We start from the raw sequence: 25374 nt of genomic DNA, 5'->3' as shown, positions 1-25374 counted from the left end.
GCTCAATCTCCCAGGACCATTTCGATATCGTGACTCCCCGAACAGGCGAGATGCCCAGGGGGAATGGAAATTCGGTCGCGCCGCCGCGCCACGGACAGGACAGCCATGAACTCGAACTCGGGATAACGCTCCCCGCCGGTGACGATGCAGAGCCGGTCTCTCCCCGGCTGCATGGTTACGGTACGGGCCACGGTCACCCCCTCACCCTCCAGCCACTCCGTAAGCGGCAAGCGCACCGTGCCATCCGTTGAGAGGAGCGCCAGAGAATCGACCGGCGGCAAGTTCTCGGTCATATGAAACGGCATCCTGATCGTGACAGCATCGTTCTCCGGGGAGACCCCGATCACGGTCACCGCTTCCAGCAGGTTCCGGTTGGCACTGTCGACGACATGCACCGTTTCACCCACCCTGAAGCCGTAAAGCGAAACCTTCACGCTTCCGGTTGCCGTCGCACCCTGTGGCAACGGGGCAAGCGGATCGGCCAGCACCAACCTCAGCCGGTCGTCAATGGTGCCGACCCGGCTACCGCGCGGGGCGGTGTGGCTCAGGCACTGCCGCGGCAACAGCTCCAGCTCGAACTGCTGGAGCGAGCCATCCAGGGCCAGCTCGGCAACATGGTCCACGCCCGCTACCCCCTCCAGCTCGGCATAGACTTCCGAAAGGTAAACGTCGCGCCCCAGCTCCCAGCCGCTTCGTGCTGTGCCACCGGTGAGCGGGTGCAGGAACTCCTCCAACCGCTTGAGCGCTTTCAGCTTCACCTCATCACCCTTTTCCGGGAGGATCGGCACGATCGCAGCCGTCACCTGTATCTCGATGTAACGGGGACCGGTAACAAGGATATGCCGTTCGCTGGCCAGGTTAGTCAGCGCCCGGCTTTCCAGGTAGGCTTTGACATGGCGCAGCAACGGCGGACGAGGATACGGCCTGGTACCCGCCTCGCCAGGGACGATCACCACCGTCACCCACCCCTCGCTACCGTTGCCGTCCGGATCGCGCGTCGGCAGGCACCAGGCGGCAGCCACTTCACGGCCGGCATCGCGGGCCATCCAGGCGTAATCCTCGATCGTCACTGCCCGGCCCCGATGCTTGATGGTCCTTGGCCCCCGTTCGCGGACCTGCGCCACCGATTCCTGGTCGCCACCCCCCACCGCCAGCTCCAGGTTGGCGACCCGCTTGACCGCAGCGAGTTGACCGGCAGGGTTGCGCACCACTGTCACCGCCCCTGGCGGGACATTACCGGTCCCACCCTGGTGACTGCGGTACCAGGCGGTCTTGATATTGTCCCTGGCAATGGGAGGAATCATGCCCCGAGCCCCATCGCCGAACAGCACCCGTCCCGTGATCTGGTCCAGCACAAAATGCCGGTCCGCTGCGGTCGAGGAGTAAAAATTCTCCACCCGGCGCCAGAGTACCCATACCCCCTGCTCGCCGCTAACGGTCAGCGGAAATTGCTCGAACGGCACGGTGCCGTCTGGGGCCACATGTTCCCTGGCCAGGAGCGCAAGTTCTAGTGCCGGCGGCCGGTCGCACTCCCGGACATAGATCTTCAGCTCCGGCAGCACCGGGACCCGTCCCAGGGTAAAGGCCGCGCCTGGCTTGCCGTTGCCAGACCCGAGCAGCTCTTCGGCCATGCTCGTGCCGTTGACTGCCGGGACCGTATTGCACCGGATCCCCCGCAGATACGGGGTCGGCAGAGGGACGACCGCTTCGGGCAGCACCTTGCGCAGGATGTATTTGCCGATGGCAGCGCCGCCGGTATCGAGGGAGCCGGAGCAGTCGATGGTGACCGTTGCCGTGCCTCCGACTGCCGACACCACCAGGTCGGTGCCGGCCCGCGCAATCAGCCTGCTGGAAGAGACCAACCGCCACGAGTAGCGCACCGGATCGCGGCCGCTGGCGGCAGCAGTGGCTGAGGCGTCGAGCAGCACCTGCGCCTCGCTTGCCGTCGTGGCCACCTGGATATCGGCTCCCGCTTGAGCCTGATGCGGCTTCAGTCGCCAGTAATAGCGAACGAGCCGCTGACCGTCGGCTGCGGAAGAGCCGGAGGCGTCGAGACTTACCGTGGCCTGGTTGCCAGCACCGGGGCTGACGCTGATTCCAGCTGGGGCAACGGCCACCGGGAGCGCCACATGGGCCCTGGCACGCAGCCAGTAAAGCTCGCGGCCAAACTCCCTGCTTAAACTAAGATCGGGCGGCGCATTGAAGCCGAGATAACCCCGCCGGGTAAAACCGGCACTTTCGTCCGAGGCTGGCAGCGGTTGCCACTCCTCTGGCGCCGCACTCCGGTATTCCCAGATCATGAGCGGAAACTCCCGGTCTCCGTTGCGCTCCTCATCCACATCGAGCAGGATCTGGATCCATTCGTTCGCCGGGAACGGGGCGCTGAAGCCGAGATAGAGGGCAGGGAAATCGGCTTCGCCGCTGAACGGAGGGAATTGTCCTGCGGCATCGGCAAAGGAGTGGCGGTCGAGTCGGTTATCCAGGGAGCGGTACAGGGTTGCCAGTGGCCGCAAAGCGGCCGAACTGCTGAAACCGCCGTAAGAGAGTTTCAGGTTACCGATGCTCGGGGCAAGGACTGCAGGAGCGCTCCAGACCGTGGTTCCGGAAGGGTCGGTGCCATACCCCCCTGCCGTGACCCTGGCCCTGAGCCACAAGCCTTCCTGTTCAGCCACGCTGCACTTGGCCCAGAGCGGTCGCGCCCGGTCAGCGCCGGTAGGCACCGCGAAGCTGACCGTAACCCCCTTGCCGCCGGCGGTAAAGCCGAGGCTGTTATCGTCGAACCCGGATAGCGACTGCAGCACTGCTGTCCTGCTGCTCTCGCCGATGGTAATCCACCCCTGCGCCGAGCAATACTCCCAGATAACCCGGAGTTCGCTCAACTCCCGGCCAACTGCGGTCGCCGGCACCCCGGACAGATCGAAAGAGATCAGGACCTCGGCCCCCTGTTTGGCAAACGCCTCGTCACACTTCAGATAAAGGGAATCGAGCCGGCCGGGACGCTGCCCGAGCGGGAAGAACTCGCCCTCGGGTTCGAGCGGGATAAAGGCGGCGCCGCTATGAATGGCGCTGACCGCAGCCTCCACCGGCTTTGCTGGGGAGTTCGGGATCAGGATCTCCCGCCCGGCGGTTATTGTTGCCAGCACCGGCAGATGGTCCCGGCCGGTACCGCCGGTGAGGGAGCAGGCCAGCCAGGCGCCATGTTCCTTGTCGAACTCGAACCTGGCCATCTTCGGCAGGTTGCTGAACATTATCCGGCCATCGCGGGAGAGCGAGTCAGTAGCGTCGGCAACGACCGCGCCCCCCTCATCAACCAGATCGCGCCACTCCTTGCCGTCGTAATAGAGCCATTGCAGGGTCCAGCCGTCGCTATCGGCACTGCCGGCCACGTCAAGGGACACCTCGAGAATGACGGTTCCGTTCAGGCGGCTCGGGTCGTCAGGGAAGTCGAACAGGCCGTCATCGCCGAAATAGAGCAGCCGGGGGCGTTCGCTATCACCCTGACACACTGCGAATGACTCGGTCGCCAGGGCTGCCTGGTCGCCACTCAGGACGCTGATCCGGATCGGATCAATAACGATGCAGGTCTCAAGCCCCCCCTTGATGACGTTCAGGTCGCGCTCGGTTTCGAAGATTACCTCCGGCCGGCTGTCGCTCTTTTTCGCAGCCACCTGGGTGCCGCTTGGCACCCGAAGCGGCGACGGCGCATCCTTGGCTGGGTAAAAGGTGATCTCGCACCTCGCCGGCTGCGGCGGCAGCAGATCCACGCCGGCAGTCTCCAGAAAAGTGCGGAAATGGTTCTCCGGCGCCTGGTTAAGCCTGGTGATAACCAGGTCGGCCAACCGGCCGAACAGCCGCGTCATCCCGGTGCCGACGCCGGGCGTTCCCGGTTGCGGGTGCCACCCCTCCTGCTCCAGTTCGCTCTGCAGGAAAGCGACGACCTCTTCGCCGGAGCTCTTGCACAGCGGCGGAGCAGCGTTGGTCAGGCTGTTTGTTGTTTCCGAAGCTCCCATAGTCAGGCTCCCCTGGCCTTGGTCGTACTATGCACACCTTTGGTTCCGGTCAGATTCGGCTTGGCAGTAAAGACGCCGTACTGGTCACGGTGCTGGTGGTCGTTAAAGATATCGATCAGGCTCTCCTTGACGAGCGCCGCTGCCGCTGCCGCTCCCAGAGTGACCGTGTCGCCGGTTACCGTGACGTTCTTCCCCTGGAGCGTGATATTGTCACCTTCGATCCGGGTCGTGTCGCTCTTGATGGTGACCCCGTGCGGCGCGTTGATGGTGACATTGCCGCCGGTAACGGTTATGGCCACCCCCTGCTGCACATCAACGGTCAGGGTCCGGTTCCTGGCATCGAACACAATGGCGTCGCCCTGATCGTCGCCGATAGCAATGGTCATGGCGCTATCGTCCAGGGTGACGATATGGCCGGTGCTGTTCCTGATCTGCATCCGTCAGCTGCTCACGGCTCGCTACCCCGCTCCAGGTAAAACGGGTAGACCATGTTGAAGCGACTGTCCGTGGCCTTGACCCGGTAGGTGATACTTAGCAAGAGCAGTGACGGTTCGTCGGGAGCGGCCTCGGCGATTACCTCCTGCAGGTCGATGCGCGGCTCCCAGCGTCGCAGCGCCTCCTCCACATGAAAGCGGATCAGTCCGGCTGTCCGGACATTGTTCGGGGCAAAGAGATAATCGTGGATGTTGCAGCCGAAATCCGGGTGCATCAGTCGTTCGCCCGGCGAGGTGCCGAGGATGATCCGGATCGATTCGGCAATCGATTCCTCTTCTGCCGCCAGCGCTATTTCTTGGTCAGCACCCGGCTTGACCGGAAATTTCCAGCCGGTGCCGAGGAATTTGCTCCCCATGGTCAGGCCCCCTTGGTCATGACGGTACTCTGAACCCCCGGAATCGCCGGCACCGTGGGTGGCGACGTGGGAGCACCGAGGTTGCCCACATGGAAGTGGGTATTGAAGGCGGTCAGCATCGTCTCGTTGACCAGTGCCAGGGACGCGCCGGTCCCCAGCTTGACGCTGGCGCTGTCGAGGGTGATCCCGGACGGCGCCGACAGGGTGACAGTGCCGGTGACATTAATCTTCAGGTTGCCCCCCACGGTCTGATCGGTATTACCGCTGGTGCTGATGGTCAGCGAACTACTGGCAGCATCCAGTTCCAGCTTGTTGCCGCCGGAATCGCAGATGGTGATCTTCTGGCCGTCGTCGTCGAGCGTCACCTTGTGGCCGCCAGTGCTCTTCAGCTCGATCTTCCCCTTGGAGTTGGCATCGTCCAGGACGATTTCATGCCCCCCCTGGCTCTTGATGGTCACCTTGGCCTTCTGGTCGTCCTTGCTGTCGTCCATGGTGATAAGATGGCCACTGCGCGACTTGATGGTGCGCAGGTTGTTTTTCCCCTCGCCGTCCATGGTCTCGGGCGGCGTGTCGTCGCTGTTCCAGAGCATGCCGATCACAAACGGGCGGTTTGGATCGCCATGCTCGAACGCCACCAGCACTTCGTCACCCACCTCGGGGATGAAGAAACTCCCCCGCCCTTTGCCGGCCGCCATGGTGGCGATTCGCGCCCAGTTGGAGAGCGATTCCGCCACAGCGCCGATGGACGGGATCTCGACCTTGACCCGGCCGAGGTTGTCCGGGTCGGCGATGTCGTTGACGATCCCGGTAACAACGCCGTAGCGCCGCCCCTGGTCATTGCCTGCTCCGGTCATCAGGTCGCCAATGCTCATCGTCCGTTCCTCTTGACTTCAAAATCGCAGCGATAGCCGGAGCCATCAATGGTGTGGGTCGCTTGAGTGACGTAGTAGTTGCCGCTGAACCTTTGCCCCAGCCCTTTCAGCTCAATCACCGTCCGCGCCCGCAGCTGAGGATTGCCGGTGCAAGCGCCCCTGCCGGAGATCAACTCGATGGAACTCGCCTCCAGCTTTGCCAGCGCCACCTCCATCGCCTCTTCCTGGGAAGCTGCCAGGTGATCTTCGGCCAGCAGCCGGTTTTCACCACAGAGCCGCATGGCAATCTCCGAAGCGCTTTCTCTGCCGAGCTTGGCCCGCTCGTCGCCAGGTCCCGCCTCATGCGCCAGCGGTTCCTTCCCCCGGCCCAGGGTGGTCTGCGAGGCGCGCACCCGGACATGGGTCAGCTTGCGATAGGTGGAGAGCGCCGGGGAAAACGACCGGAGGCTTTTGCCCCATTCAAGGGTCAGCTTCGGTCCCCGCTCCACCAGGTAGCGCGGCTTCTCAAAACAGAGGGTCCGCTCCTTGACCACCACCTCGTAACCGATCCGGTTGGCCCGTTCCTGGAGGATGGCGGCATAGGTGCCGGTGCCTGACGACACCTGGCGATGCTCGGCCCTGGTGTCATCGACCCGCGCATCCAGGCCGACCAGGGTGGCAATCTCCCGGGCGATGCCGCTGTCGGTCTGCTCCCGGAACGGGCGGCTGTCGCACTGCACCAGCAGCTTGCAGTACAGCCCCTGGCCGCGGACCGTCAGGGTCGGCACGCCGCTTTCGGGAAAGGTGGGGTTGATGGCAGTGACCTGGCCGATGAATTTCATGGTGCAGTTCCCCAGGTAGCCGAGTTCGATCTCCACCTCTTTCCCCTCTTCAAAGGTGCCGCTGTCAAGCCACTGCAAGGTCCCGCCCGCCGGAAACCGCCCGCGCTCCGGGTGCCGCTCCCTGACGGTAAAGGTGAAGGAGTCACCCTGATTGCAGCTGTCAGTGACCGAGAGCGAAAGCACATCGAAGTTAAAGCCGTGCCTCAGCTCGGTGCCGTCGATCCTGATGACAAATGCAGGTACGTATTCCAGTGATGCGGGCATTAATTCATAACCTTTTGTAGATTTGTAGGGGCGCAGCTAGATGCGCCCTGCCCCCTAATCGGGGTTCTGAACCCATCATAAGCCAGGCGCATCCAGCTGCGCCCCTACTCTATTGCCGGGATGCTCAGGACCTGGCCCGGTTGCAACGCCAACGGATCATCCATACCGTTGGCCTCGGCAATGGGGCGCCAGTTCTTCGGGTCGCCGTACTCTTTTCCGGCAATACCGGCCAGGGTGTCGCCGCGTCGGACAGTATAACGTTTGTCGAAATTGGCGGAGCGGTGCTTGGCCATCCGAAGCCCGGTGTCGCTGAACTCTTTGAAGGTGACATCGACCGTGGCCCGCGCCGGAATGCCGCTCGGCAGGAACAGCGTAAACCGCTGCTCGGCCCGCTCCAGCACCCCCTGGAAATTGAAGGTGCCCCAGCTGAACAGGCAAACCGGCGGCGCATGCAGCTCCGGGTCGGTGTCGAGCAGCCCTGCAATCCTGCCGGTGTGCTCCCGGACGTCACTCCCCTGCTCATAGGTATCGAAAAAGAGCTGCATTGACAGGGTCCGGATGTTGCCCCGCACATACTGGATCGGCGGTGCCTCCAGGCCGGGAATGGCAATCTCGGCAAACTGGTTGGAAACCGAAAGCCGGTACTCATTCGGGTTAAACAGCACCTCGATGGTTTCCGGTATGCCGAGGATCTTCTGTATGGTCGCCTTTTCCAGTCTCATTTAAAGGCCTCTGCGTTCCTTTTCAATGGTCAGTCTTTGCTCAATGACCGTGTAGACCTGGTCTGCGAGCTGTGACAGCTCTTCCCGCGACAACCCTGTTTGCCGGGACGGCGTCGTGGTGTCGGCAGCTGGAGCGCTGACCGTTGCCGCGGTCGCCGGCTGCTGTTCCGGTGACCGGTTGAGAGCTGGCATCGCCGCCAGCTGCCCGCTTACCGGATACATGTCGGCGGCTGATGACTGCTGGACCAATCCGTGCGGCGCTTCGGCCATCACTGCGGCAGGCGCCGCAGCCGCCCGCCTGCCGATGCCTAACGGCAGGGAAGCTGCGGACAGCGGCACCCCGGCAGCGCCAGCAATAGAGCCCTCGACAGCAGTTACCTCCGGCTGTCGCCGGTTGCCGGTCATCCTGCGCGCCATCTCTGAACCAAAAGATGGCGACGGGGTTTCAGCCATGAGTTGTACCGGCTGGGCAGCGGCGACCTGACTTCCCTGGCTGCGAGCAATCGTAATTACCGGGAGTTCGTGGCTATCGATCCCCTTGACCGGCTCAAGCCCCGCTCCGTCCCGGCCGATGACCGGTGGAAATTGACTGCTTGCCTGTCCGCTATTATTAACCTGGCGGGATGTGCCGATAGGTAAGGCTGCCGGGGTATCACCATCGCGAACCCCTTCGCTACCGCCTGGCGCCAACTTCCTGAGCAGAACTGGGCGTTTCCCATGGCCCGCTTGGCCTGGGAACGACTCCAGCGAGACACTCTCTCCGGTCTTTGCGCTAACGCAACCCGGAGCGCCTGTTAACGGCAGCTCCGCGGTTTCCGGGCGCTCGGGAAGCCGGGTCACTACCGGAACCAACCGACTGGAGCCGCCTGCTTCGGCAACCGGCACAGTATCGCCGGAAAGCGGCGATTGCGAAGCTGCGGCAGCCATCTTCGGTGCATTCTTTACCGCCATCTCTGCCGCCAAGGGGGAAGAGTCACTGCGGCTAGCACCGCTCCGCGGGGCGACAAGTGGCGCGCCTTGTCCCAAAGGAGCATTGCTGTGGTGCGGGGCTTCTTCCAGATTTGTGATGACGTCTGGCGTAACCGGGGGGGAAACAGCGCGAGGCTCCTCAGGAGAAACAGTTTGCAGTTTGCTCAAAACAGCACTGGCCGCGGCGCGCTTTATGTTACCAGCCGGCCCCACCGCCGGGCTTCGAACACCGGCTGCAGAGAGAGACAGCTCGCTCCCGCCTGACGCAGCCGCATCCTGCCTGGCCCGCAGCCGCGGGAGCAGCCCGAAAACCTGTGGAGTAGCCGACCGGTCAACCTCTGAGGGTTCTTCCGCCACGGGGGCACTATCCTGTTCCGCACCGCAACGGGTCACCCCTGCGACAAACGGCAGTTGTTCGCGAGCGCCAGTTGCCTCCCGGCCCCAGCGGCCGAAGATCTCGGCGGCCAGCGTGCCCCGCGATTCTGCCATGGTGCAGAGCGACTCGCCCCGGCTCAGGATCTCCGCAGAACGGCTGAGCGGAGAGAGCTGGGCGTAACGCCCTGCGACGCAACGCTCCAGCGGCGCTTCAGCAGTATTATCAGCAGTTGTCAGGGTCTCGTTGTCAGTCATGGAACCCACAATGGACTAATTCCACCGCTTCAATCGCCACGGCATTGGCTTCGGCCCGCAGCTCAGGTCCGACCCAGCGCAGCGGATAGGCCCGCTCCAGATGCCAGTGCTGCACCGGCGCCCTGGTAGTATCGAGCAGAATGATGGAGACGTTCCGCCTTTGGATGACCCCCCGGCGCACCTCCTGGTGCCAGAGCCAGAGCGACGGGTCGTCGGTCAGGCCATGCCTCAGCACCAGGTTGGACGGGTAACGCGCCGGACCGGCCAGGCGGTGGATGTAGCTGTTCAAGCCGCCTTCACGGTAGTCATGCACCTCAACCTCAGCCTGGAGTCCGGTAACCTCCCGGAACCCGGCTGTCACCAGCCCCTCGATTTCTACCAGGAAATTGAAGCTGAGATATGGATCGCGCCGCTTGTCTAGTGCCATGTTTCACTCGTTTTCGTATGATATCTCAACCGGCGCAGCCCTGATTCACCCGCTCATTTATCCGGGCGATCTCATCCACCCAGCGCCGCCGCTCATGGTGCTCCATCCCCATGATCTCTTCATGGGGCCAGTGGAAGTGATAAGCGATATAGGCTACCTCCCCGGACAACTGCTCCGGGGGGCAGCCTATGCTTCCCCCGAGCCGTTCACCTCCACCTCGAACCGGCCTTCGCAGTGGGGACACCCCACCTCCATCCTGCTGGTGCCGTACTCGTTGATCCTTCGGTAGAAATCCTGGAGAAAGGCGAGGTCGGCCGAGAACAGCCCCTCGACCATCTTCGGGTTGAGGGAGGTGTGGCTGCCGAGCCGCGTTATCACCCGCGACAGCAGGATGATGACCAGATAGGCCGGGTTGGCCTGCACCCGCGGGTCTTTCATCGGAGCGATCTCGTCAAAGGCGGTGGCCAGCCGCATGCTCCCTTCCCGATGCAGGTTCCCTTCCTGATCCACATAGCCCCGCGGCAGGGTAAAGCTGAATTCGGTCTGCAGCGTCATGCCTTGGCTACCCCTTCATGGGCGATTTCCAGCGACTCGATGGCAACCTCGTTGCCGGAGGCGTTGAAGGTCGGGCCGGTCCACTTGTTCGGCCAGGCGTGGACAAAGTTCCAGCGGAGCTTTTCCGCACCGGTGTCATCAAGCAGGATGATGGAGCCGTTTTTCCGCTCAACCTTCCCCTCCATGGCGGTCTTGCGCCAGGCCCAGAGTTCCGCATCATCGGTAATGCCGCGTTTGAGAGTGATATTCGAGAACTTCACCATGCCGGGAAGCTTGCGCGCATGGAGCGGCTCACCCCCCTCACGGTACTCGATCGGGTCCTGGGTGGAATCCAGCCCGGAACACTCCTTGAAACCGGCCCGGGTGATGCCGTCGATCTCAACCAGGAAGTTATACGCGCGAAAAGGGTCTTTGCGATCTCCAGTTGCCATGATTCTCTCCTCCTTGAATTAACCGGCCAACCGGGTTACGGCTGCCGTGTCTTGTTTTTGTTGCGCACGCCTTCATAGGCGAAACAGGCGGCGAGCCGCTCCTGTTCATCGAGCAGATAAGCGGTGTCGCCGGTATTGTTCCAGAGTGGGGCGCGATGCCCCCAGTACAGGTCGTTCAGGGTATCTTCTCCCGGTTTGGTCCAGACCTTGACCTCGGCGCCGGGGTGAATCGTATAGTTAGGGAAGACATAGCGGTGTCCGGCAAGGTCGCGCAGCACCCAACCGGTCAGCTCCACCGCACTCCCCCCGCGGTTGCGCAGCGTGACAAACTCTCCGGCCAGGTCGGCGCCGGGCGGATCGGGATAGATGCTGACGATCTCCACCTCCGCGCCGTTACCCGCAGATGGCATGGACATGGAGGGAAGCAGCCCGGTGTCCGGGGTGACCGTCACCCCGCCGTCGGTCTGGACGATCCGGACAATGATGAATTCCGCCGGGGCTGCCATGGCCAGGCCGATCACCACCACCAGTTTCCCCTGGTCGCGGAGTTCGCTACTGTTGGTTTCGCTGTCGCACTTGACGAAATAGGCTTCTTCCGGCTTCTCTCCCTGAAACGCCCCCTTGCGGTGCAGGGAGCCGAGATAGCTGCCCAGTTCCCGCCTGATCCGCATCCAGAGCGTAGGGTCATTGGGTTCGAACACCAGCTCCGCCATCTTCTGCTCTATGGTCCGGCAGATCGCGAGGAAGAGCCTTCTGACATTGACATAGGTCCAGGCAGGATCGCGGCTGACGGTCCGTGCCCCCCAGACCCTGATCCCCCGCCCCGGAAAGGAGCGGAGGCAGCTGACGTTTTCCGGGTTCAATTCCCCCTGGCCCTGGTCATTCAACACTGTTTCGAGATCGATCGCCTCTTCGACGATCTCATTGGCCGGGGCCTTGTGCACCCCGTACATCTGGTCGCTGCGGGCGTAAATCCCGGCAATATGCCCGCAAGGGGGGACACAGCCGCCGCTGGCCACAGGGCCGTCGCTCACCCGGATCCAGGGATAGTAAAGGGCGCCGTCGTCACCGGTGAGCGCTTGGCGCTGCTGCAGCACGCCGACGGTATCAACCCCTTTGACCGAGTCGAGAATGGCGAAGAGATAGCCGCCGGCCTGACTGGCCCGGGCGCGGCAAAAATCGAGGACCTTCTGCTGCAGCGCCAAAGCCTGGGATGGGAAGAGCTGAATCTCGGGGACACAGATCAGATCGACCGCAGCAAGCAGCTCCCCTTTGGAGAGCTCATCAAAAAGGGCTTCAAGTGCCTGGCTAACCGCTATCCCCCGGTCGATGGCGCAGACATGACAGAGGGAGCCACCATTGGCGAAAAAGCCGCGCACACTATAGGCAAGGTAGCGGTCGGGCGCCGGGTCGCCGAAAACAGTGCGGAACTCGTCCCAACGGCCAACGGCCAAAGGCTCACGAGCCGCACCGTCCGCGGCATACCCGATGAACAGAGGTATCCCGGTCGCCAGCTCCCGTGCCGGAGCCACGGTCAGCTCTCGGATATACACTCCAGGTGTCCTGTATCTCCCCGGCATTGCCACTCCTATTTAGAAGGTCCGGCCCACTGGCTGATTCTGAAAATGACAAATTCAGCCGGCTTCACCACTGCCACGCCGATCTCGGTCACCACCTGGCCTAGGTCGCGGACCTCTGACGGGTTGGTTTCAGCATCGCACTTGACATAGAACGCCTGCTGTGGCGTGCTGCCGAAGAGCGCCCCGGCCCGCCAGACATTGGTAAGAAACGCCGTGATGTTCCGGTTGATCTTGGCCCAGAGCGCCATGTCGTTCGGCTCGAACACCACCCACTGGGTCCCTTCGTCAATCGACTCGCGGAGGTAGTTGATCAGGCGCCGGACGTTGATGTATTTCCATTCCGGATCGCCGTTCGGATCTGAAGCCAGGGTACGGGCGCCCCAGACCTTGATGGTGCCGTTGAATTCACGAATGCAGTTGACGGCAAGCGGATTGAGGCTTGCCTGGAGCGACTTGCTGACCCGGTACTTAAGCCCGAGGGCACCCATTACCACCTCGTTTGCCGGGGCCTTGTGGACGCCACGCTGCGCGTCGGACCTGGCATAGATCCCTGCCAGATGGCCGCTAGGCGGCACCGCTATCCTCGTGCCGGCGCTCTGCAGGGGATCAGCAACCTCGATCCAGGGGAAATAGAATGCCCCGTACCCTTTCGGGTTGGCCGCTGGGCGCCAGATGCCGGAGTCATCGGTTGAGATCACCAGATTGTCGCTGGCAATGTCGCGGGTGCAGTCGAGTATCGCCACCCGGTCCTCCAGTAGCTGGCAATGGGAAACCAGCTTGGAGTGAATGGCATTCAACGCATCCTGGTCGGTATCCGGCGGCAAAGGCGCAGCCACGATGGCGATTTCGTCAAGCTCGTTGAACTTGTCGATGGCGTCGCTGACATCATCCACGGACGCAACCCTGATAACCCAGCAACGGGTGCCGCCGTTATTGAAAAAGCCGTAGACGCTATGGGCCAGGTACTGGTTATCCTCGCAGAAATCGCCAAACTTTTTCCGGAACTCCTCCCAGCCATTGATCGGCTGCGCCACCCCTGCCGTGGCCTGGGTATAATTCCCGCCTGCCGGGTTCAGCGGCATGTCAGTGGCCGCTATGTCTGCGGCAACGCCAACGAATCCGGCCGTGCTCGTACCGACTCCGGCAATCGGCTTAACTGCAGAGGGCACCTCTTCCACATAGACTCCTGGTGCGAAATAATCAGCCATTTTGTCCTCCCCTTTGTGATGAATTAGGTTCCAGCCAGTATGTTAATGCGCGATAGCCAGTTGCATTTCCGCCACGGCCATTTGAATTCGCCCGTCACTGTTGCGGGTGACCGTCACCTGCTTGATCCCGTTGCCATATCCTGCGCCGGGCAGCGACGCCTCAACTTCGTAGGTGCCATTAGCCAGATCGAGAACATGGAAATGTCCGTCCGATTCCGCAGTCAGCTCCATTTTGCCATTTGTGCATGAAACGGAAATCCTGGCACCCGGCAGCGGCCTGCCGGTCACGACATCTGTGACTTTCCCGGCTATTGCCACCTGATGCCTTGTGATCTCCCACTCTCCCTGCGCCATGCGTCACCCCTCCTCAATGCCCTGCCTGAATTTGATAACCTTGTCGGTGACCAGTGGTCCGGTCTCTTCCGGTGCATGCGGCGCAACGCCGATGGTCACGGTATAGTTGAGCGCGGCCTTCGGCTTGCCGCCGAGCGCCTGCCAGAATTCTCCCATGCTTTGCAGCTGCCCCGGCTGCAGGGTCACGGCAGGCAGCCGCGGCTCCTGCCCCTTGAGCCCCCCCTGCAGCAAGGCTTCAGGAATCACCGGGTGGCGCAGCAGCACCTTCATAACCTCTCCCAGGAGCCGGTGTTCGTCAAAGGCAGGGGTGCTTGACGCGCCAGAAGCCCAGGCCGTGATCAGGTAAGAACAGTCCACCCGTACCGGTGGCGGTTTTTTACTGCCAGTTCCGTCGCTGCGCCGCTCCAGCAGCCACTCCTGATCGCGCAGGTCCCGGTTTTCCCGGACATCGTAGAGAAACAGGTCGATGGCCGGCAGCGTCACCGCTGACGGCGGGAAACTGCTGTCAGGCGGCGCAAAGCTGATGGCTACCTGGCTTGCCACGCCAGGCGGCAGACCGGTCTTGAGAAGCTCCTGCAGGGTTTTGTCCAGATCGTCAATCATCTGCTCTCCAGGTTACGTGCTGCGGGTTGTCAGTCGGCGTCTCTCAATCTCTCCAGGACAGCACCGGAAACAGCGTCCAGAGTGACCTGAACAAATCCGGAACCAAGGGTGAGCGGCGCAACCCTCAGGACGAATTTCACGACGTACCGGTTGTCCGTCAGCGAAACCTCTATCTGCGCCAGCTCATCGGCACTGAATGTTCCGTCAACGGCCTGCCGCGCAAGCTCAATTGCCTGCTCTTCTGTCAAGCGGCTCATAACCCTCCCTCCTGCCTACGGCATTATGCCTGTTCACGACCGCCGGGCAGGGCCGCAATCCCACAGCTTCGCTGCCGAGTCCAACGGATGCCCGGACTCGACCCTTCCTCCAACCCCGGTGTAGTCGTACACTACCCCCGGAACCCGCTGTGCATTATGATAGGTGGTATCGACTGCCGACGGTCCCACGTTGCGCTGATACCCCGCAGCCCAGCTAACCGTAGGGGTATGGGTGTGGAACAGACCGACAGTATAATCATTGCCGCTGTCCGCGGGTCTGGCGGCAGGGGCCACCGAGGCGCCTCCGGGCGGCGAGTTCTTGACCCTCGGTCCAACCGAGTGCCCGGTAGCGGAAAAAGCTTTGGTATCGGAATTCCACCGGATCCAGAACGCCTGTTCCCTCCGGTCCTGGGCGGTGTTCGCGGTTTTGGTTTCCTTCCAGGCTTTGTCAGCCTCGGTCTTGATGGTAGCGTCCGCAACAATATCGCTGTAGGTTGGGAACGTGACTCCGTTGCGCTGCACGGCATCGCCGGACTGCGCCAACGATGCCGCCCCCCCCTGTTGCACAACGTGGGTAAGCTCGTGGGCCAGCAGCCAGCGACCGGCGTCGGTGCCGGGGCTGAATCTCCCCTCGCCCATGTAGATATCGTTGCCGTGGGTAAACGCCTGCGCAGCAAGCTCATGATTCATCTGCGCGGCATCACTGCCGGTGTGCAGCCTGACGCCGCTGAAATCAACGCCGAAGCGAGGTTCCATGTAAGACCGGACTTCGTCGGGAAGTCTGCTGCCGCCACCCTTGGAGGCGTTGATCCGGCTCTCGGTCTGGCTGCTCACCTCTGCCCCGACCTCGCGTGCCGGCTCGACGGTCATGTCCGGAACACCGGCCATGTTGCCTTGAAAGATCTCTTCATCCTCGAAACGATGGATCGCCGGACCGGCCTCTCGGGCCGAACCGGTCACACTGTTCGCCATGCTGTCGGCTTCCCGCTCCAGCCGGTCACCCGGCGGGGTGACCGTAAGCTTTGCCTGGATCAGCCCGGCAACGGCACGGTTCCCCGCAAGCCTTTGCAGATTGAGCATGGCAGAGGCAGAGGCGAGAAGGGGGTTCTCGACAGCACGCTGCAACTCCGCAAAGGAACCGGTCGATGCGCAAGACCGGGAGCTGTCTGCAGAAACCGTACTCTGCCCGGGTAGGGACTGGTCTGCCTGCTTGCTGCTGAAATTCCTTGTCATGACTACCTCCTTGGCCGGTCGTCCGACCATTGCCTAGCCGTCATGCCGGTCAAAGTCGCCGTCGCCGACGATCTTGCCGATCTTCTGATATTCACGCCGAGTTGCCTGCATCAGGTGGGTCATGGCAACCCCTCCACCCTCACCTGCTGCCAGGAACGCCGCAGAGATTGCGATATTGCGGATATTCCCACCTGCTATTTCAAAGCGCCGGGCAATCAGCTCCAGGTCGAGCAGCTCGCCGCGCGGCACGTCCTCCGGCCAGATTTTCTGCCAGATCGCCAGCCGCTCCTGTTCCTGAGGAAACGGAAACTCGACGATGAACTGGATTCTCCGGACAAACGCCTCGTCCATATTCCCCCGGAGGTTGGTTGCCAGGATGGCAATCCCCTCGTATTCCTCCATCTTCTGCAGCAGATAGCCGGTCTCGATGTTGGCATAGCGGTCATGGGCGTCCTTGACCTCGGAACGCTTGCCGAACAGGGCATCGGCCTCGTCGAAAAAGAGGATGGCATTGCCGGTAGTTGCCTCGGTAAAGATCCGGTCCAGGTTTTTCTCGGTTTCGCCGATGTACTTGCTCACCACCTGGGAGAGATCGATCTTGTACAGGTCCAGCTGCAGGTCATTGGCGATCACCTCGGCGGCCATGGTTTTGCCGGTGCCGGGCGGGCCGGTAAAAAGGGCGCTCAGCCCCTTGCCGTAGGAGAGCTTCCGGTCAAAGCCCCATTCGCCGTAGACCACATGGCGATATTTGGAATGACGGCACAGCTCTTCCAGCTGGCTGATCCGGTCAGGCGGCAGCACCAGGTCATCCCAGCCGTATTTGGGAACGATCTTGCACGCCAGCTCGCTGAGCTTCGGGTTGGAGTGCCGGCGACAGGCGGTGTAGAGGTCGTCTTCTGTGATCTGCGGAGATTCGGGGTGCTGCCAGCCAGCAAGGTCTGCTGCGGCAGTAACCGCATGCCGGATCTGCCCCGGTGTGAAGCGGAACCTCCCGGCCAGCGCGCCATAATCAACCCCGGCGGCAACCCTAAGCCCCTTGGCGCCCTCACGCGACCAGAAATCCTTTCTCTGGCCGAGGTCTGGAGTTGGAAACTCGACCGAGAGGAAATGGGCGCCCCGGAACATCCCGACGACCTTCAATGGTGAATTGCCCAGGATAAAGGCCGGCTGTGAGACATTGCCCAGCGCTTCGACCAGGCAGCTCAACCGTCGGCGGTCAGCATCATCCGTCAGGAGCAGATCGAAATTATCGAGACAGAGGCCGGCACTCTGCAGCAGCGCCTCCCGCAAGATCGCAGCAACAGCCTCCTGGAAAGCACTTTCGGAGCTGGGCATCCTGGCAATATCAACCGCCAGCAGCGGAATGCCGAGGTCATGACAGATCCCTTTGGCCATGGCACTCCTGCCGGTGCCTTCCGGCCCGTGGAAATACAGCACCAGGCCTCGGCCATTGCCTTGTTTTCTGCGGGAATGCCGCCAGACATATTTGTGCAGCCGCTTCTGTTCAGCCTGCACCAGCGTGATCAGGTCAAGATTATGATCGTCGCGGCAGAGCTTGGCAAAGCCGCTGATCCGCTCATCCAGGCCTTCGCCACCAAGCAGGAAAGCGGCAATCCGGCCATCAATCCGGAGTGGCCGGGACAGTGACGAATGGCCGGCGTCATCCGGAGAGGCAACATGGGAGAGCAGCCGATGGCGGAACAGTGGCGAGTCAGCGGAGAACGCCTTGCGGCCAGCCAGCTTCTCATCCGGAGAAGCGCTGAGGAGATTGAGGATCAGGCCGGGGGTGGGGAGTTGCCGGGTTATGTCATCGTGGAGATAGCCGTACAGCCGCTGGTAACGGCTATCGACTTCTGGGGCCAGGCAGATGACCAGGGCGCCGACCTCGAACGGAGAAAGCCCGAACTCTGCGGCAATCCGGCATAAGGGTAACTCACTGCCATGACCGGCAGCTGTCGCTACCCTGGCAGCCACCCGCTGTTCCTGCTCGTCGAGCTCCCGAGCCAGCGCCTGGAGTTCCTCGTTCCCTGCCCGGTCATCAATCTCAGGGTCACCGGAGTGCACAGGACACGACAGGATCCGGCTGACCTCGTCATCGCTAATGACCAGCCCCTTGAACTGGCTGAGCTGATCAGATTCACCCCGGAATTTTCGTAACACCAACTGTCGCCGGATAAGCAGATCCAGGCGATTCAGTTCGTCGATGGCGTGTTCGTATGCCTGGCGATATGAAATTTTCTCTCGGGCTAACCCGGCAGGTTTTTTCAAGGATGAGTGACATGCCATATGAGCACCGATCAGGCCCGAACCTCAGATAATCTGAAAAAACGGGCGTGGATAAAAATACACTCATTGAGGTGATGGCACTTTAACATCCTACAATTATTATGCAATTGGGCTACTGGCTATTTATTTCGGCCCAAAACCACTTACTACTATTGAAGTAAAAAAGATAAATGAAAGCAGTAGGAGGGATAGGTAAAACAGCTCCACCCATACGGAGTGAATTGGTTGGGTAACCCTAAGGTTGTACGCAGAGATGGATCAAACGGATCAGAAGCGACGAATATTGATGACGCCGCCGCGCGACAGGCGGCTTTCCAGCCAGCGTCGGAGATACTGCTTTAGCAGGAAGCGTCCGGCAGGGATGATGAAGAAAAGCCCCAGAAAATCGGTAATAAAGCCGGGGGTGAGGAGCAGGATGCCGCCGACCAGGACCAGCAACCCGTCCAGCATCTCACCGGCCGGGATACGTCCGGCAGCGAGTTCGCCCTGGATGCGGGAGATGATGGCAAACCCCTGGTGCCGCACCAGCCAGGCACCGGCAAAACTGACCGCCAGGAGAATGGCGACGGTCTCCCAGGCGCCGATCAGTTTACCGACCTTGATCAGGACGTACAGCTCCAGGACCGGAACCACGGCAAAGATGATGAATAATCTGGCCAGCATTGATGGTAATACCTTTGGATGACTGTTTTGTAAAAGGGTTGGTCGGATATAGCGAGTTTTAGGGCCGTTGTCCAGTAAATTTCAGGATAAGCGGGTCGCTCGGATTGACCAATCTGTCCCAGTCTGATAGGAATAAGATACAATCATGCTCATTGTGACAATGGTCAGGAAAGGAAGACACCATGGATAAATTTTACGATGTGATTATTATCGGTGGCGGACCGGCCGGTGTTGCCGCCGCATATCTCTGTAACCGCGAAGGGCTTAGCTACCTGCTGCTGGAACAGGGCCAGGGGGTGTTCCAGGGAATCGCCAATACCTACCCGGCAGGAAAGAACGTCTATCCCTCCAAACCGAAGGACGAGCCGGAGCCGTTTCTGGTAGAGGAGCTGCGGCCGCCGGACAAACCGGTCACGGTTGAGAAGTACGTCCAGTACGTCCAGCATTTTGTGCAGCATGAAAAGCTGAACGTGCAGACCGATGTGGAATTTCAGGATATTCGCGACATCCGCAATGGTCTGACAGTCCAGACCTCGCGCGGCAACTACAGCGCCCGCAAAGTGATCCTTGCCTTCGGCAGCAGCATCCCCAAGGAGCTGAACGTCTATGGCGACGCCAAGATGGTGGCCAAATCGGTGGACGACCCCAAGAAGTATATCGGCGCCCGGACCCTGGTGATCGGCGGAGGCAACAGCGCCGCGGACGTCATCATCTCCATCCTTGCCGCTAAGCGCGAGGCCAATGACAGCATGCCGGTCTACTGGGCGCATATCTCCGAAAAGTTTGACGTCAACAAAGAGACCGCCCAGAGGCTGGGGGAAGAGATTCTGCTCGGCGGTAATATCCGCCTGTTGACCGGTGCCACGCCGCGCATCGGCGAGGTCGACGATGAGGGCGTGGACCGGCTGGTCATAAGGGTCAGCGAGTACAAACAGCCGGACGGCATAGAAGTCTACAACGCCATGAGCTTCCCGATGCATAATGTCATCGCCTGCATCGGCACCCAGGGGCCGCTACCGATCTTCGACAAGCTGGGGGTCCAGACCATTGCCTGCGCCGAAGGGGTCTGCTCGGTGGCCCGCGAGGGCGACCGGCTGTTGCTGCTTACCGGTGAACACGAGACCACCCGTAAGGGGGTATATGCCATCGGCGGGGCGATCTCGCCATCGTTCATGAAGATCAGCGGGGCCACTATCAAGGAAGAGCGCCACCCTAACCTGATCTACACTGCCATCAACGACGCCTACCGGGTGATTGAGAGCATCAAGGGAAAGCTGACAACGAAATAAGACAGCACACTGAACCAGAAGAGCATATAGCAGTATTGATCTACCGGTCATTATTCCAGCCCCTCAGTCACAAAACGTATATTGATTAAGACTTTTTATCTTGTTTACGCTCCCTAAGTATTATAGTTATTCCCTATAGGTATCATCCCCCCGGCTCAGCCGGGGGATATTTTAGAAATGCTGCAAATGACAGCTGGCTGCCCCTAGAGGGTATTTAAGGCAGCTGTGTATCGAGAATCCACCGTCAATGAGGAACCAACGTGAACCTTCGCAAACAGGAAATCCATCTGAAAGAGTGGCAAACACAGGAAGAATTGGCCGAACAGATGCTCCCCATAATCGGCCATCTCTATCGCAACCACAACATCGTGACCACTGTTTATGGCCGCTCGCTGGTCAACAGTTCGGCAATCGATATTATCAAGGCGCACCGCTTTGCCCGCCTGGTGCTTGACAGCGAGCTCTCAACCTGTGACTCCTTCCCTGTCCTGACTGCCATTGCCAAGCTTAACCTGGCCCCGGCACGCCTCGACATCGGCCGCTTGACCACCCGTTACCAGGCCGAAAAGGACACCATAAGCCTGGACGATTTCATAGCCAGAGAACTTTCCGGGGTCAATACAGGTCGCTCGCCGCTGTTAAGCGAACCGCAGGATATCGTGCTCTACGGATTCGGCCGCATCGGCCGGCTGCTGGCCCGCATTCTCATCGAAAAGGCCGGCAGCGGCGAAAAACTCCGCCTCCGGGCGGCGGTGGTACGCAAAGGGGGGGCCGACGACCTGATCAAACGGGCCAGCCTGCTGCGCCGCGATTCGGTTCATGGACATTTTCACGGCATCATTACCATTGATGAAGAGGAAAACGCCATCATCGCCAACGGCAACATGATCCGGATCATTTACGCCGATGCCCCGGAAAATGTCGACTACACCCAGTACGGCATCAACAACGCCATCCTCATCGACAACACCGGGAAATGGCGCGACCGGGAAGGACTTGGCCGCCACCTGCAAGCCAAAGGGATTGCCAAGGTCGTCCTCACCGCGCCAGGCAAGGGGGATGTACCCAATGTCGTCTCCGGCGTCAACAACGAACTGATCACTGCTGAAGAGACCATATTCTCCGCCGCCAGTTGCACCACCAACGCCATCGTGCCGGTCCTCAAGGCGGTCAATGACCAGTTCGGCATCGTCAGCGGCCATGTGGAAACTTGCCACTCCTACACCAACGACCAGAACCTGATCGACAATTACCATAAGAATAACCGCCGCGGCCGGAGCGCGCCGCTCAATATGGTCATCACCGAAACTGGTGCCGCCAAGGCCGTTGCCAAGGTGGTTCCTGAGCTGGCCGGCAAACTGACCGGTAATGCCATCCGGGTGCCGACCCCCAATGTTTCCCTGGCGATCCTGAACCTGGAACTCTCCAGGCCGGTTGAGGTCAAGGAGCTGAACAGCTATCTGCGCAACATCTCCCTCGATTCGCCGCTGCAAAACCAGATCGACTATACCAATTCACCGGAAGTCGTCTCCAGCGACTTTGTCGGCTCGCGCCATGCCGGCGTGGTCGACTCCCTGGCCACCATCACCCAGGGAAGCCGCTGCGTGCTCTATGTCTGGTATGACAACGAGTTCGGCTACAGCTGCCAGGTGGTGCGGATGGTGCAGAGGATGGCTGGTCTGGAGCTTCCTTCTTTACCGAACTGACGTGAACAAACCTCGGGAAGCAGCGAAACAAGCGGGGCAGATAGATCAAACAGATTCATGGAGGACAAACATGGAATGTGTAGCAACAACAAGCAAGGCGCATTGCAGCTGTAGCTACTCGGCCTGCGACAAGCGGGGCAACTGCTGTAAATGCGTGGAGTATCACCTGAAGAACGGGGAGATCCCAGGCTGTTTCTTCACCCCGGCGGGTGAAAAAAGCTATGACCGCTCAATCCGCAACTTTATAAGTGACAGATCTGGCCAAGCAACCGGCTGAGCCTTTATCAACAGCGGCTTGTGGCCAGGAGATGCCGCAAGCCGCTTAACTTGATCAGGGCGTTTCGGAAAGCGCAACCGGTTGACAGACATTTTTGGGGTTATTGACCTCAGCCCCGCAGGTAAAGCAGACATGGGTGGGGTTCGAGGAAAGACGGGCGATTTCATCGGAAAGCCCGAGCCCTTTGAGCACGCAGATATGCCCATGGTGTCCTTCTTCGTTGCAACATTTCATTGCCTCAGCCATTGGAAACTCCTTTTAAAATTCGGTTTACTGCTGCGATCTGCTCTTCAGTTGCTCGAGGAAACTACATCCCGCCTTGCCCCCCAGAGTGCAGGCATGCCGGTAGTCGGCTGCTGCGCGCTCGGTTTCATGCAGCTGGTCGTAGACCAGGCCGCGGCTCAGGTAGGCACTGGGGTCATCCGGCTGAAGGCCGATAATGTGCGAGAAGTCGGCAATAGCCTGCTGATGCCGGTTCAGCTTGAGGTAGATGAATGCCCGGCTGCTATAGGCATCAATTCGCTCCGGATTTGCAGCGATGATCGTGTCGAGAAATGCCAGAGCCTTGTCGGCACGCCCCTGACTCATATACATCTCGACCTTGCCAAGCTCTTGCCCGGCAGCAGCGAAACCAAAGAGCGGCAGACAGGTCAGCTGCAGCAGAAGAGCGATAATGGCACATCTTAATAGCATCACAGCTCCTGACTATTTCTTCATGTCGATGCCGTAACTTTTAATCTTACGATGAAGATTGGTGCGTTCCAGCGCAATGGCTTCGGCAGTCTTGCTGATGTTCCAGCCGAACTCTTCAAGCTTCTGGAGAATGAACTCTTTCTCGAACTCTTCCCGGGCCGACCTGAGCGAATTGGTTCCTGCCAGACCTTCGAGCTTTGCTGCCGCATCCGCTGATACTTCATGATCCCGGAAATAGTCAGGAAGCTGATCAACACCGATTGATCTGCCGAGGCTCATAATTACCAACCGCTCGACAATATTCTTCAATTCGCGGATATTGCCCGGCCAGTTGTAGCATTTCATCAGGTCAACGGCATCGCTCTGGATCTCGATCCGTTCGCGCCCTTCCTTGCGACAGAACAGGTCCAGAAAATGCTCGATCAGCAACGGGATGTCGTCCTTGCGCTCTCGCAGCGGCGGCACTGTGAACGGCACGACATTGAGCCGGTAAAAAAGGTCTTCGCGGAACGCTCCCTGCTTGATTTCCTCCTCCAGCACCTTGTTAGTGGCAGCAACGATCCGCACATCCACCTCGATGGTCCTGGTGCCGCCAACCCGTTCAAACTTCCGCTCCTGCAGCACCCTGAGTACTTTCGCCTGAGTCCGGAGTGACATGTCTCCGATCTCGTCCAGGAATATCGTGCCGCCGTCTGCCAGGTCGAATTTGCCTTTCTTCTGGGAAACCGCCCCGGTGAAAGCACCTTTTTCATGGCCGAACAGTTCCGACTCGATCAGTTCATCGGGAATCGCCGCACAGTTGATCTCCATGAATGGCTTGGAACTGCGATTACTCTGGAAGTGAACTGCCCGCGCCACCAGCTCCTTGCCGGTGCCGTTTTCGCCCGTTATCAGCACTGACGCGCTGCTCGGGGCAACCAGCCGGATCTGCTCCCTCAGAGAGGCAATGACTGCGGAACTCCCGACCATTTCATGATCATGGAGCACGGCATCCCTTAAGACCTCGTTCTCGTCCTGCAACCGCTGCATATCAAAGGCGTTCTGAATAGTCAGCACCAGTTTTTCCAGGGACAACGGCTTTTCGATGAAGTCATAGGCCCCCATCTTGGTCGAACGCACCGCCGTTTCGATGGTGCCGTGCCCCGACATCATGATGACCAGCAGTGCTGGATGAATCGCTTTGAGCTTCTGGAGCACTTCCAGGCCGTCAAGGCCGGGCATCCAGATATCGAGCAATACCAGATCGGGGAGGTCTTGCTGCACCATGGTCAATGCTGTCACCCCGTCTTCGGCAAGTTGCGGTCGGTATCCCTCGTCTTCGAGGATCCCCTGCAGCGAGGTACGGATGCTTGCCTCGTCGTCAACAACAAGAATAGTTTTCGCCATGAAACACCTTATGCAAAAGGAGTGGATTGCTTGCTTGAATCTGTCAACCCTTGAGACCCAACTCGACAGCCAGAGCCTTCCAGGCATCGAAACTCCGCTCGATCATAGCCCGATCGACGCAGTAGGCAATCCGGAAGTACCCCGGCGCCCCGAACCCGGCCCCAGGGACCAGGAGCAGATGGTGTTTCTGCGCCACCTTGACAAAAGCCACGTCATCTGCGAGCGGGGATTTGGGAAACAAGTAAAATGCACCGTCCGGCTTGACCATTTTAAAGCCGAGCGACGTCAGGTGAGTATAGAGAAGATCTCTCTTGGACTGGTAATCCTCAATATCCACCGACTCGTGCTGCAGCTTGGCCACCAGCCGCTGCAAAAGGGCCGGGGCATTGACAAAACCGAGGGTCCGGTTGCAGAAAATAGCGCCTTCAATAAACAGCTCGCAGTGAGTCATATTGGGATTGGCGGCCAGGTAGCCGATCCTCTCACCGGGAAGCGCCAGGTCCTTTGAATGCGAGGTAACAATGACCGAGTTATCAACGTATTTGAAGATGTTCGGTACTGACTTGCCTTCGTAGGCGATGCGGCCATACGGCTCGTCGGATATTACATAGATATGGCGATCAAGCTCGCGCTCCTTGCGGCTGATCAGTTCTCCAAGCTTCTGCAGGCTTTCTGCCGGATAGATCACGCCGGTCGGGTTATTCGGGGTATTGATGATGATTGCCCGTGTTTTGTGGTTTATTGCCGCCTCGATAGCCGGGAACTGCAACTGGAAGGTCTCCTGATCGGTCCAGACCTCCCTGGGGACCCCGCCATGGTTGTCGATGTAAAACTTGTACTCCACAAAGTGCGGCGTCAGGATGATTACCTCTTCGCCTGGGTTCAAAATGGTTTTCAGCACCACGTTCAACGCCCCGCTGGCGCCGCAGGTCATGACCACACAGGAAGAAGGAACCGCGATCCCGGCAGTCTCGCTAAGCAACCCGGCAACTGCGGCGCGGGTCTCTTCGTAGCCTGCATTGCTCATATAGCGGTGCATGCCCGGTATCGGATTTTCCGCAAGCTTACGGAACTCCTGGTCAAACCGTGCGGGCGGCTCAATGTTGGGATTACCCAGGGTAAAGTCGTAGACCTTGTCAGCCCCATGCACGGCCCTGAGACGCTCTCCCTCCTCGAACATCCTGCGAATCCACGAAGCGCCTTCAATGAAGGTCTGAACTTTCGACGCAATGGCCATTATGAAAAACCTCCGAAATACATTTTGGCTCGTTGTACCATTTCCGGCATT

At 60.2% G+C, this 25374-nt stretch carries 26 protein-coding genes; 3 read left to right on the top strand and 23 right to left on the bottom strand.

Features of this window, described 5'->3' with window-relative positions; all coding sequences use genetic code 11:
* Nucleotides 1-2: 2 nt before the first annotated feature.
* The 19 genes from KI809_RS16915 to KI809_RS16825 form a co-directional block, all read right to left on the bottom strand.
* Nucleotides 3-4010 carry a putative baseplate assembly protein gene (locus tag KI809_RS16915; protein ID WP_214172775.1) on the bottom strand — a complete coding sequence of 1336 codons (4008 nt, stop codon included), beginning with the start codon at nt 4008-4010 and terminating at the stop codon, nt 3-5.
* 2 nt (nt 4011-4012) lie between these two features.
* Entirely contained in the window at nt 4013-4447 is a 435-nt protein-coding gene (locus KI809_RS16910) for a hypothetical protein (RefSeq protein WP_214172774.1), read from the bottom strand.
* An 11-nt stretch (nt 4448-4458) separates the two neighbouring features.
* On the bottom strand, nt 4459-4860 hold the full coding sequence (locus tag KI809_RS16905; protein ID WP_246559476.1) for a GPW/gp25 family protein: 402 nt from the start codon (nt 4858-4860) through the stop codon (nt 4459-4461).
* Nucleotides 4861-4862: 2 nt separating this feature from the next.
* Nucleotides 4863-5732 (bottom strand): phage baseplate assembly protein V, encoded by an 870-nt coding sequence (locus KI809_RS16900; RefSeq protein ID WP_214172773.1) that lies wholly within the window; start codon nt 5730-5732, stop codon nt 4863-4865.
* Nucleotides 5729-6817, bottom strand: coding sequence for a phage late control D family protein (locus KI809_RS16895; RefSeq protein WP_214172772.1), 1089 nt, complete (start codon nt 6815-6817; stop codon nt 5729-5731). The genes KI809_RS16900 and KI809_RS16895 overlap by 4 nt, the downstream gene beginning before the upstream one ends.
* Before the next feature lie 104 nt (nt 6818-6921).
* Nucleotides 6922-7539: a CIS tube protein gene (locus KI809_RS16890; RefSeq protein WP_214172771.1), complete on the bottom strand. Its 618-nt coding sequence runs from the start codon at nt 7537-7539 to the stop codon at nt 6922-6924.
* Nucleotides 7540-9138 carry a hypothetical protein gene (locus KI809_RS16885; protein ID WP_214172770.1) on the bottom strand — a complete coding sequence of 533 codons (1599 nt, stop codon included), beginning with the start codon at nt 9136-9138 and terminating at the stop codon, nt 7540-7542.
* Nucleotides 9131-9565, bottom strand: a complete 435-nt coding sequence (locus tag KI809_RS16880) for a phage tail protein (RefSeq protein ID WP_214172769.1) — start codon at nt 9563-9565, stop codon at nt 9131-9133. The genes KI809_RS16885 and KI809_RS16880 overlap by 8 nt, the downstream gene beginning before the upstream one ends.
* Nucleotides 9566-9590: 25 nt before the next feature.
* Nucleotides 9591-9734: a DUF6760 family protein gene (locus tag KI809_RS16875; protein WP_214172892.1), complete on the bottom strand. Its 144-nt coding sequence runs from the start codon at nt 9732-9734 to the stop codon at nt 9591-9593.
* A 17-nt stretch (nt 9735-9751) separates the two neighbouring features.
* On the bottom strand, nt 9752-10120 hold the full coding sequence (locus KI809_RS16870; protein ID WP_214172768.1) for a phage tail assembly protein: 369 nt from the start codon (nt 10118-10120) through the stop codon (nt 9752-9754).
* Nucleotides 10117-10551 (bottom strand): phage tail protein, encoded by a 435-nt coding sequence (locus tag KI809_RS16865; protein WP_214172767.1) that lies wholly within the window; start codon nt 10549-10551, stop codon nt 10117-10119. The genes KI809_RS16870 and KI809_RS16865 overlap by 4 nt, the downstream gene beginning before the upstream one ends.
* Nucleotides 10552-10586: 35 nt before the next feature.
* A complete protein-coding gene (locus tag KI809_RS16860) occupies nt 10587-12131 on the bottom strand; it encodes a lamin tail domain-containing protein (RefSeq protein ID WP_214172766.1) in 1545 nt (514 codons plus the stop codon).
* An 8-nt stretch (nt 12132-12139) separates the two neighbouring features.
* The gene (locus tag KI809_RS16855) at nt 12140-13339 is read right to left on the bottom strand and encodes a phage tail sheath family protein (protein ID WP_214172765.1); all 1200 of its coding nucleotides are present in this window, start codon (nt 13337-13339) and stop codon (nt 12140-12142) included.
* 42 nt (nt 13340-13381) lie between these two features.
* On the bottom strand, nt 13382-13693 hold the full coding sequence (locus KI809_RS16850; RefSeq protein ID WP_214172764.1) for a carboxypeptidase regulatory-like domain-containing protein: 312 nt from the start codon (nt 13691-13693) through the stop codon (nt 13382-13384).
* Between the two features lie 3 nt (nt 13694-13696).
* A complete protein-coding gene (locus KI809_RS16845) occupies nt 13697-14296 on the bottom strand; it encodes a Pvc16 family protein (protein WP_214172763.1) in 600 nt (199 codons plus the stop codon).
* Between the two features lie 29 nt (nt 14297-14325).
* A complete protein-coding gene (locus KI809_RS16840; protein WP_214172762.1) occupies nt 14326-14553 on the bottom strand; it encodes a PepSY domain-containing protein in 228 nt (75 codons plus the stop codon).
* Between the two features lie 33 nt (nt 14554-14586).
* Nucleotides 14587-15786, bottom strand: a complete 1200-nt coding sequence (locus KI809_RS16835) for an eCIS core domain-containing protein (protein ID WP_214172761.1) — start codon at nt 15784-15786, stop codon at nt 14587-14589.
* A 33-nt stretch (nt 15787-15819) separates the two neighbouring features.
* Entirely contained in the window at nt 15820-18072 is a 2253-nt protein-coding gene (locus KI809_RS16830) for an AAA family ATPase (protein ID WP_214172760.1), read from the bottom strand.
* A 267-nt stretch (nt 18073-18339) separates the two neighbouring features.
* A complete protein-coding gene (locus KI809_RS16825; protein ID WP_214172759.1) occupies nt 18340-18735 on the bottom strand; it encodes an FxsA family protein in 396 nt (131 codons plus the stop codon).
* Between the two features lie 182 nt (nt 18736-18917).
* On the opposite strand from KI809_RS16825, the gene KI809_RS16820 reads away from it, so the two are divergent.
* The 3 genes from KI809_RS16820 (at nt 18918) to KI809_RS16810 (ending at nt 22007) form a co-directional block, all read left to right on the top strand.
* Nucleotides 18918-20024 (top strand): NAD(P)-binding domain-containing protein, encoded by a 1107-nt coding sequence (locus KI809_RS16820; protein WP_214172758.1) that lies wholly within the window; start codon nt 18918-18920, stop codon nt 20022-20024.
* Nucleotides 20025-20284: 260 nt separating this feature from the next.
* Nucleotides 20285-21730, top strand: coding sequence for a glyceraldehyde-3-phosphate dehydrogenase (locus tag KI809_RS16815; RefSeq protein ID WP_214172757.1), 1446 nt, complete (start codon nt 20285-20287; stop codon nt 21728-21730).
* A gap of 70 nt (nt 21731-21800) precedes the next feature.
* Nucleotides 21801-22007, top strand: coding sequence for a DUF6485 family protein (locus tag KI809_RS16810; RefSeq protein ID WP_214172756.1), 207 nt, complete (start codon nt 21801-21803; stop codon nt 22005-22007).
* Nucleotides 22008-22061: 54 nt separating this feature from the next.
* Here KI809_RS16810 and KI809_RS16805 read toward each other — a convergent pair whose 3' ends face one another.
* The 4 genes from KI809_RS16805 to KI809_RS16790 are packed head-to-tail and all read right to left on the bottom strand — an operon-like array spanning nt 22062 to nt 25323.
* Entirely contained in the window at nt 22062-22253 is a 192-nt protein-coding gene (locus tag KI809_RS16805; protein ID WP_214172755.1) for a hypothetical protein, read from the bottom strand.
* 24 nt (nt 22254-22277) lie between these two features.
* On the bottom strand, nt 22278-22700 hold the full coding sequence (locus tag KI809_RS16800; protein WP_214172754.1) for a tetratricopeptide repeat protein: 423 nt from the start codon (nt 22698-22700) through the stop codon (nt 22278-22280).
* Between the two features lie 12 nt (nt 22701-22712).
* Complete coding sequence (locus KI809_RS16795) at nt 22713-24086, bottom strand: sigma-54-dependent transcriptional regulator (RefSeq protein ID WP_214172753.1); 1374 nt, start codon at nt 24084-24086, stop codon at nt 22713-22715.
* 43 nt (nt 24087-24129) lie between these two features.
* Entirely contained in the window at nt 24130-25323 is a 1194-nt protein-coding gene (locus KI809_RS16790; RefSeq protein ID WP_214172752.1) for a pyridoxal phosphate-dependent aminotransferase, read from the bottom strand.
* Nucleotides 25324-25374 lie beyond the last annotated feature (51 nt).

Origin of the sequence: Geoanaerobacter pelophilus (assembly GCF_018476885.1) — a bacterium.
In the GTDB taxonomy this organism is placed as follows: domain Bacteria; phylum Desulfobacterota; class Desulfuromonadia; order Geobacterales; family DSM-12255; genus Geoanaerobacter; species Geoanaerobacter pelophilus.
This window is presented reverse-complemented; position numbering and strand designations above follow the sequence as displayed.

Coding starts and splice junctions, on each gene's coding strand:
- KI809_RS16915 (WP_214172775.1), bottom strand. CDS start 4,010: ATGGGAGCTTCGGAAACAACAAACAGCCTGACCAACGCTGCTCCGCCG.
- KI809_RS16910 (WP_214172774.1), bottom strand. CDS start 4,447: ATGCAGATCAGGAACAGCACCGGCCATATCGTCACCCTGGACGATAGC.
- KI809_RS16905 (WP_246559476.1), bottom strand. CDS start 4,860: ATGGGGAGCAAATTCCTCGGCACCGGCTGGAAATTTCCGGTCAAGCCG.
- KI809_RS16900 (WP_214172773.1), bottom strand. CDS start 5,732: ATGAGCATTGGCGACCTGATGACCGGAGCAGGCAATGACCAGGGGCGG.
- KI809_RS16895 (WP_214172772.1), bottom strand. CDS start 6,817: ATGCCCGCATCACTGGAATACGTACCTGCATTTGTCATCAGGATCGAC.
- KI809_RS16890 (WP_214172771.1), bottom strand. CDS start 7,539: ATGAGACTGGAAAAGGCGACCATACAGAAGATCCTCGGCATACCGGAA.
- KI809_RS16885 (WP_214172770.1), bottom strand. CDS start 9,138: ATGACTGACAACGAGACCCTGACAACTGCTGATAATACTGCTGAAGCG.
- KI809_RS16880 (WP_214172769.1), bottom strand. CDS start 9,565: ATGGCACTAGACAAGCGGCGCGATCCATATCTCAGCTTCAATTTCCTG.
- KI809_RS16870 (WP_214172768.1), bottom strand. CDS start 10,120: ATGACGCTGCAGACCGAATTCAGCTTTACCCTGCCGCGGGGCTATGTG.
- KI809_RS16865 (WP_214172767.1), bottom strand. CDS start 10,551: ATGGCAACTGGAGATCGCAAAGACCCTTTTCGCGCGTATAACTTCCTG.
- KI809_RS16860 (WP_214172766.1), bottom strand. CDS start 12,131: ATGCCGGGGAGATACAGGACACCTGGAGTGTATATCCGAGAGCTGACC.
- KI809_RS16855 (WP_214172765.1), bottom strand. CDS start 13,339: ATGGCTGATTATTTCGCACCAGGAGTCTATGTGGAAGAGGTGCCCTCT.
- KI809_RS16850 (WP_214172764.1), bottom strand. CDS start 13,693: ATGGCGCAGGGAGAGTGGGAGATCACAAGGCATCAGGTGGCAATAGCC.
- KI809_RS16845 (WP_214172763.1), bottom strand. CDS start 14,296: ATGATTGACGATCTGGACAAAACCCTGCAGGAGCTTCTCAAGACCGGT.
- KI809_RS16840 (WP_214172762.1), bottom strand. CDS start 14,553: ATGAGCCGCTTGACAGAAGAGCAGGCAATTGAGCTTGCGCGGCAGGCC.
- KI809_RS16835 (WP_214172761.1), bottom strand. CDS start 15,786: ATGACAAGGAATTTCAGCAGCAAGCAGGCAGACCAGTCCCTACCCGGG.
- KI809_RS16830 (WP_214172760.1), bottom strand. CDS start 18,072: ATGGCATGTCACTCATCCTTGAAAAAACCTGCCGGGTTAGCCCGAGAG.
- KI809_RS16825 (WP_214172759.1), bottom strand. CDS start 18,735: ATGCTGGCCAGATTATTCATCATCTTTGCCGTGGTTCCGGTCCTGGAG.
- KI809_RS16820 (WP_214172758.1), top strand. CDS start 18,918: ATGGATAAATTTTACGATGTGATTATTATCGGTGGCGGACCGGCCGGT.
- KI809_RS16810 (WP_214172756.1), top strand. CDS start 21,801: ATGGAATGTGTAGCAACAACAAGCAAGGCGCATTGCAGCTGTAGCTAC.
- KI809_RS16805 (WP_214172755.1), bottom strand. CDS start 22,253: ATGGCTGAGGCAATGAAATGTTGCAACGAAGAAGGACACCATGGGCAT.
- KI809_RS16800 (WP_214172754.1), bottom strand. CDS start 22,700: ATGCTATTAAGATGTGCCATTATCGCTCTTCTGCTGCAGCTGACCTGT.
- KI809_RS16795 (WP_214172753.1), bottom strand. CDS start 24,086: ATGGCGAAAACTATTCTTGTTGTTGACGACGAGGCAAGCATCCGTACC.
- KI809_RS16790 (WP_214172752.1), bottom strand. CDS start 25,323: ATGGCCATTGCGTCGAAAGTTCAGACCTTCATTGAAGGCGCTTCGTGG.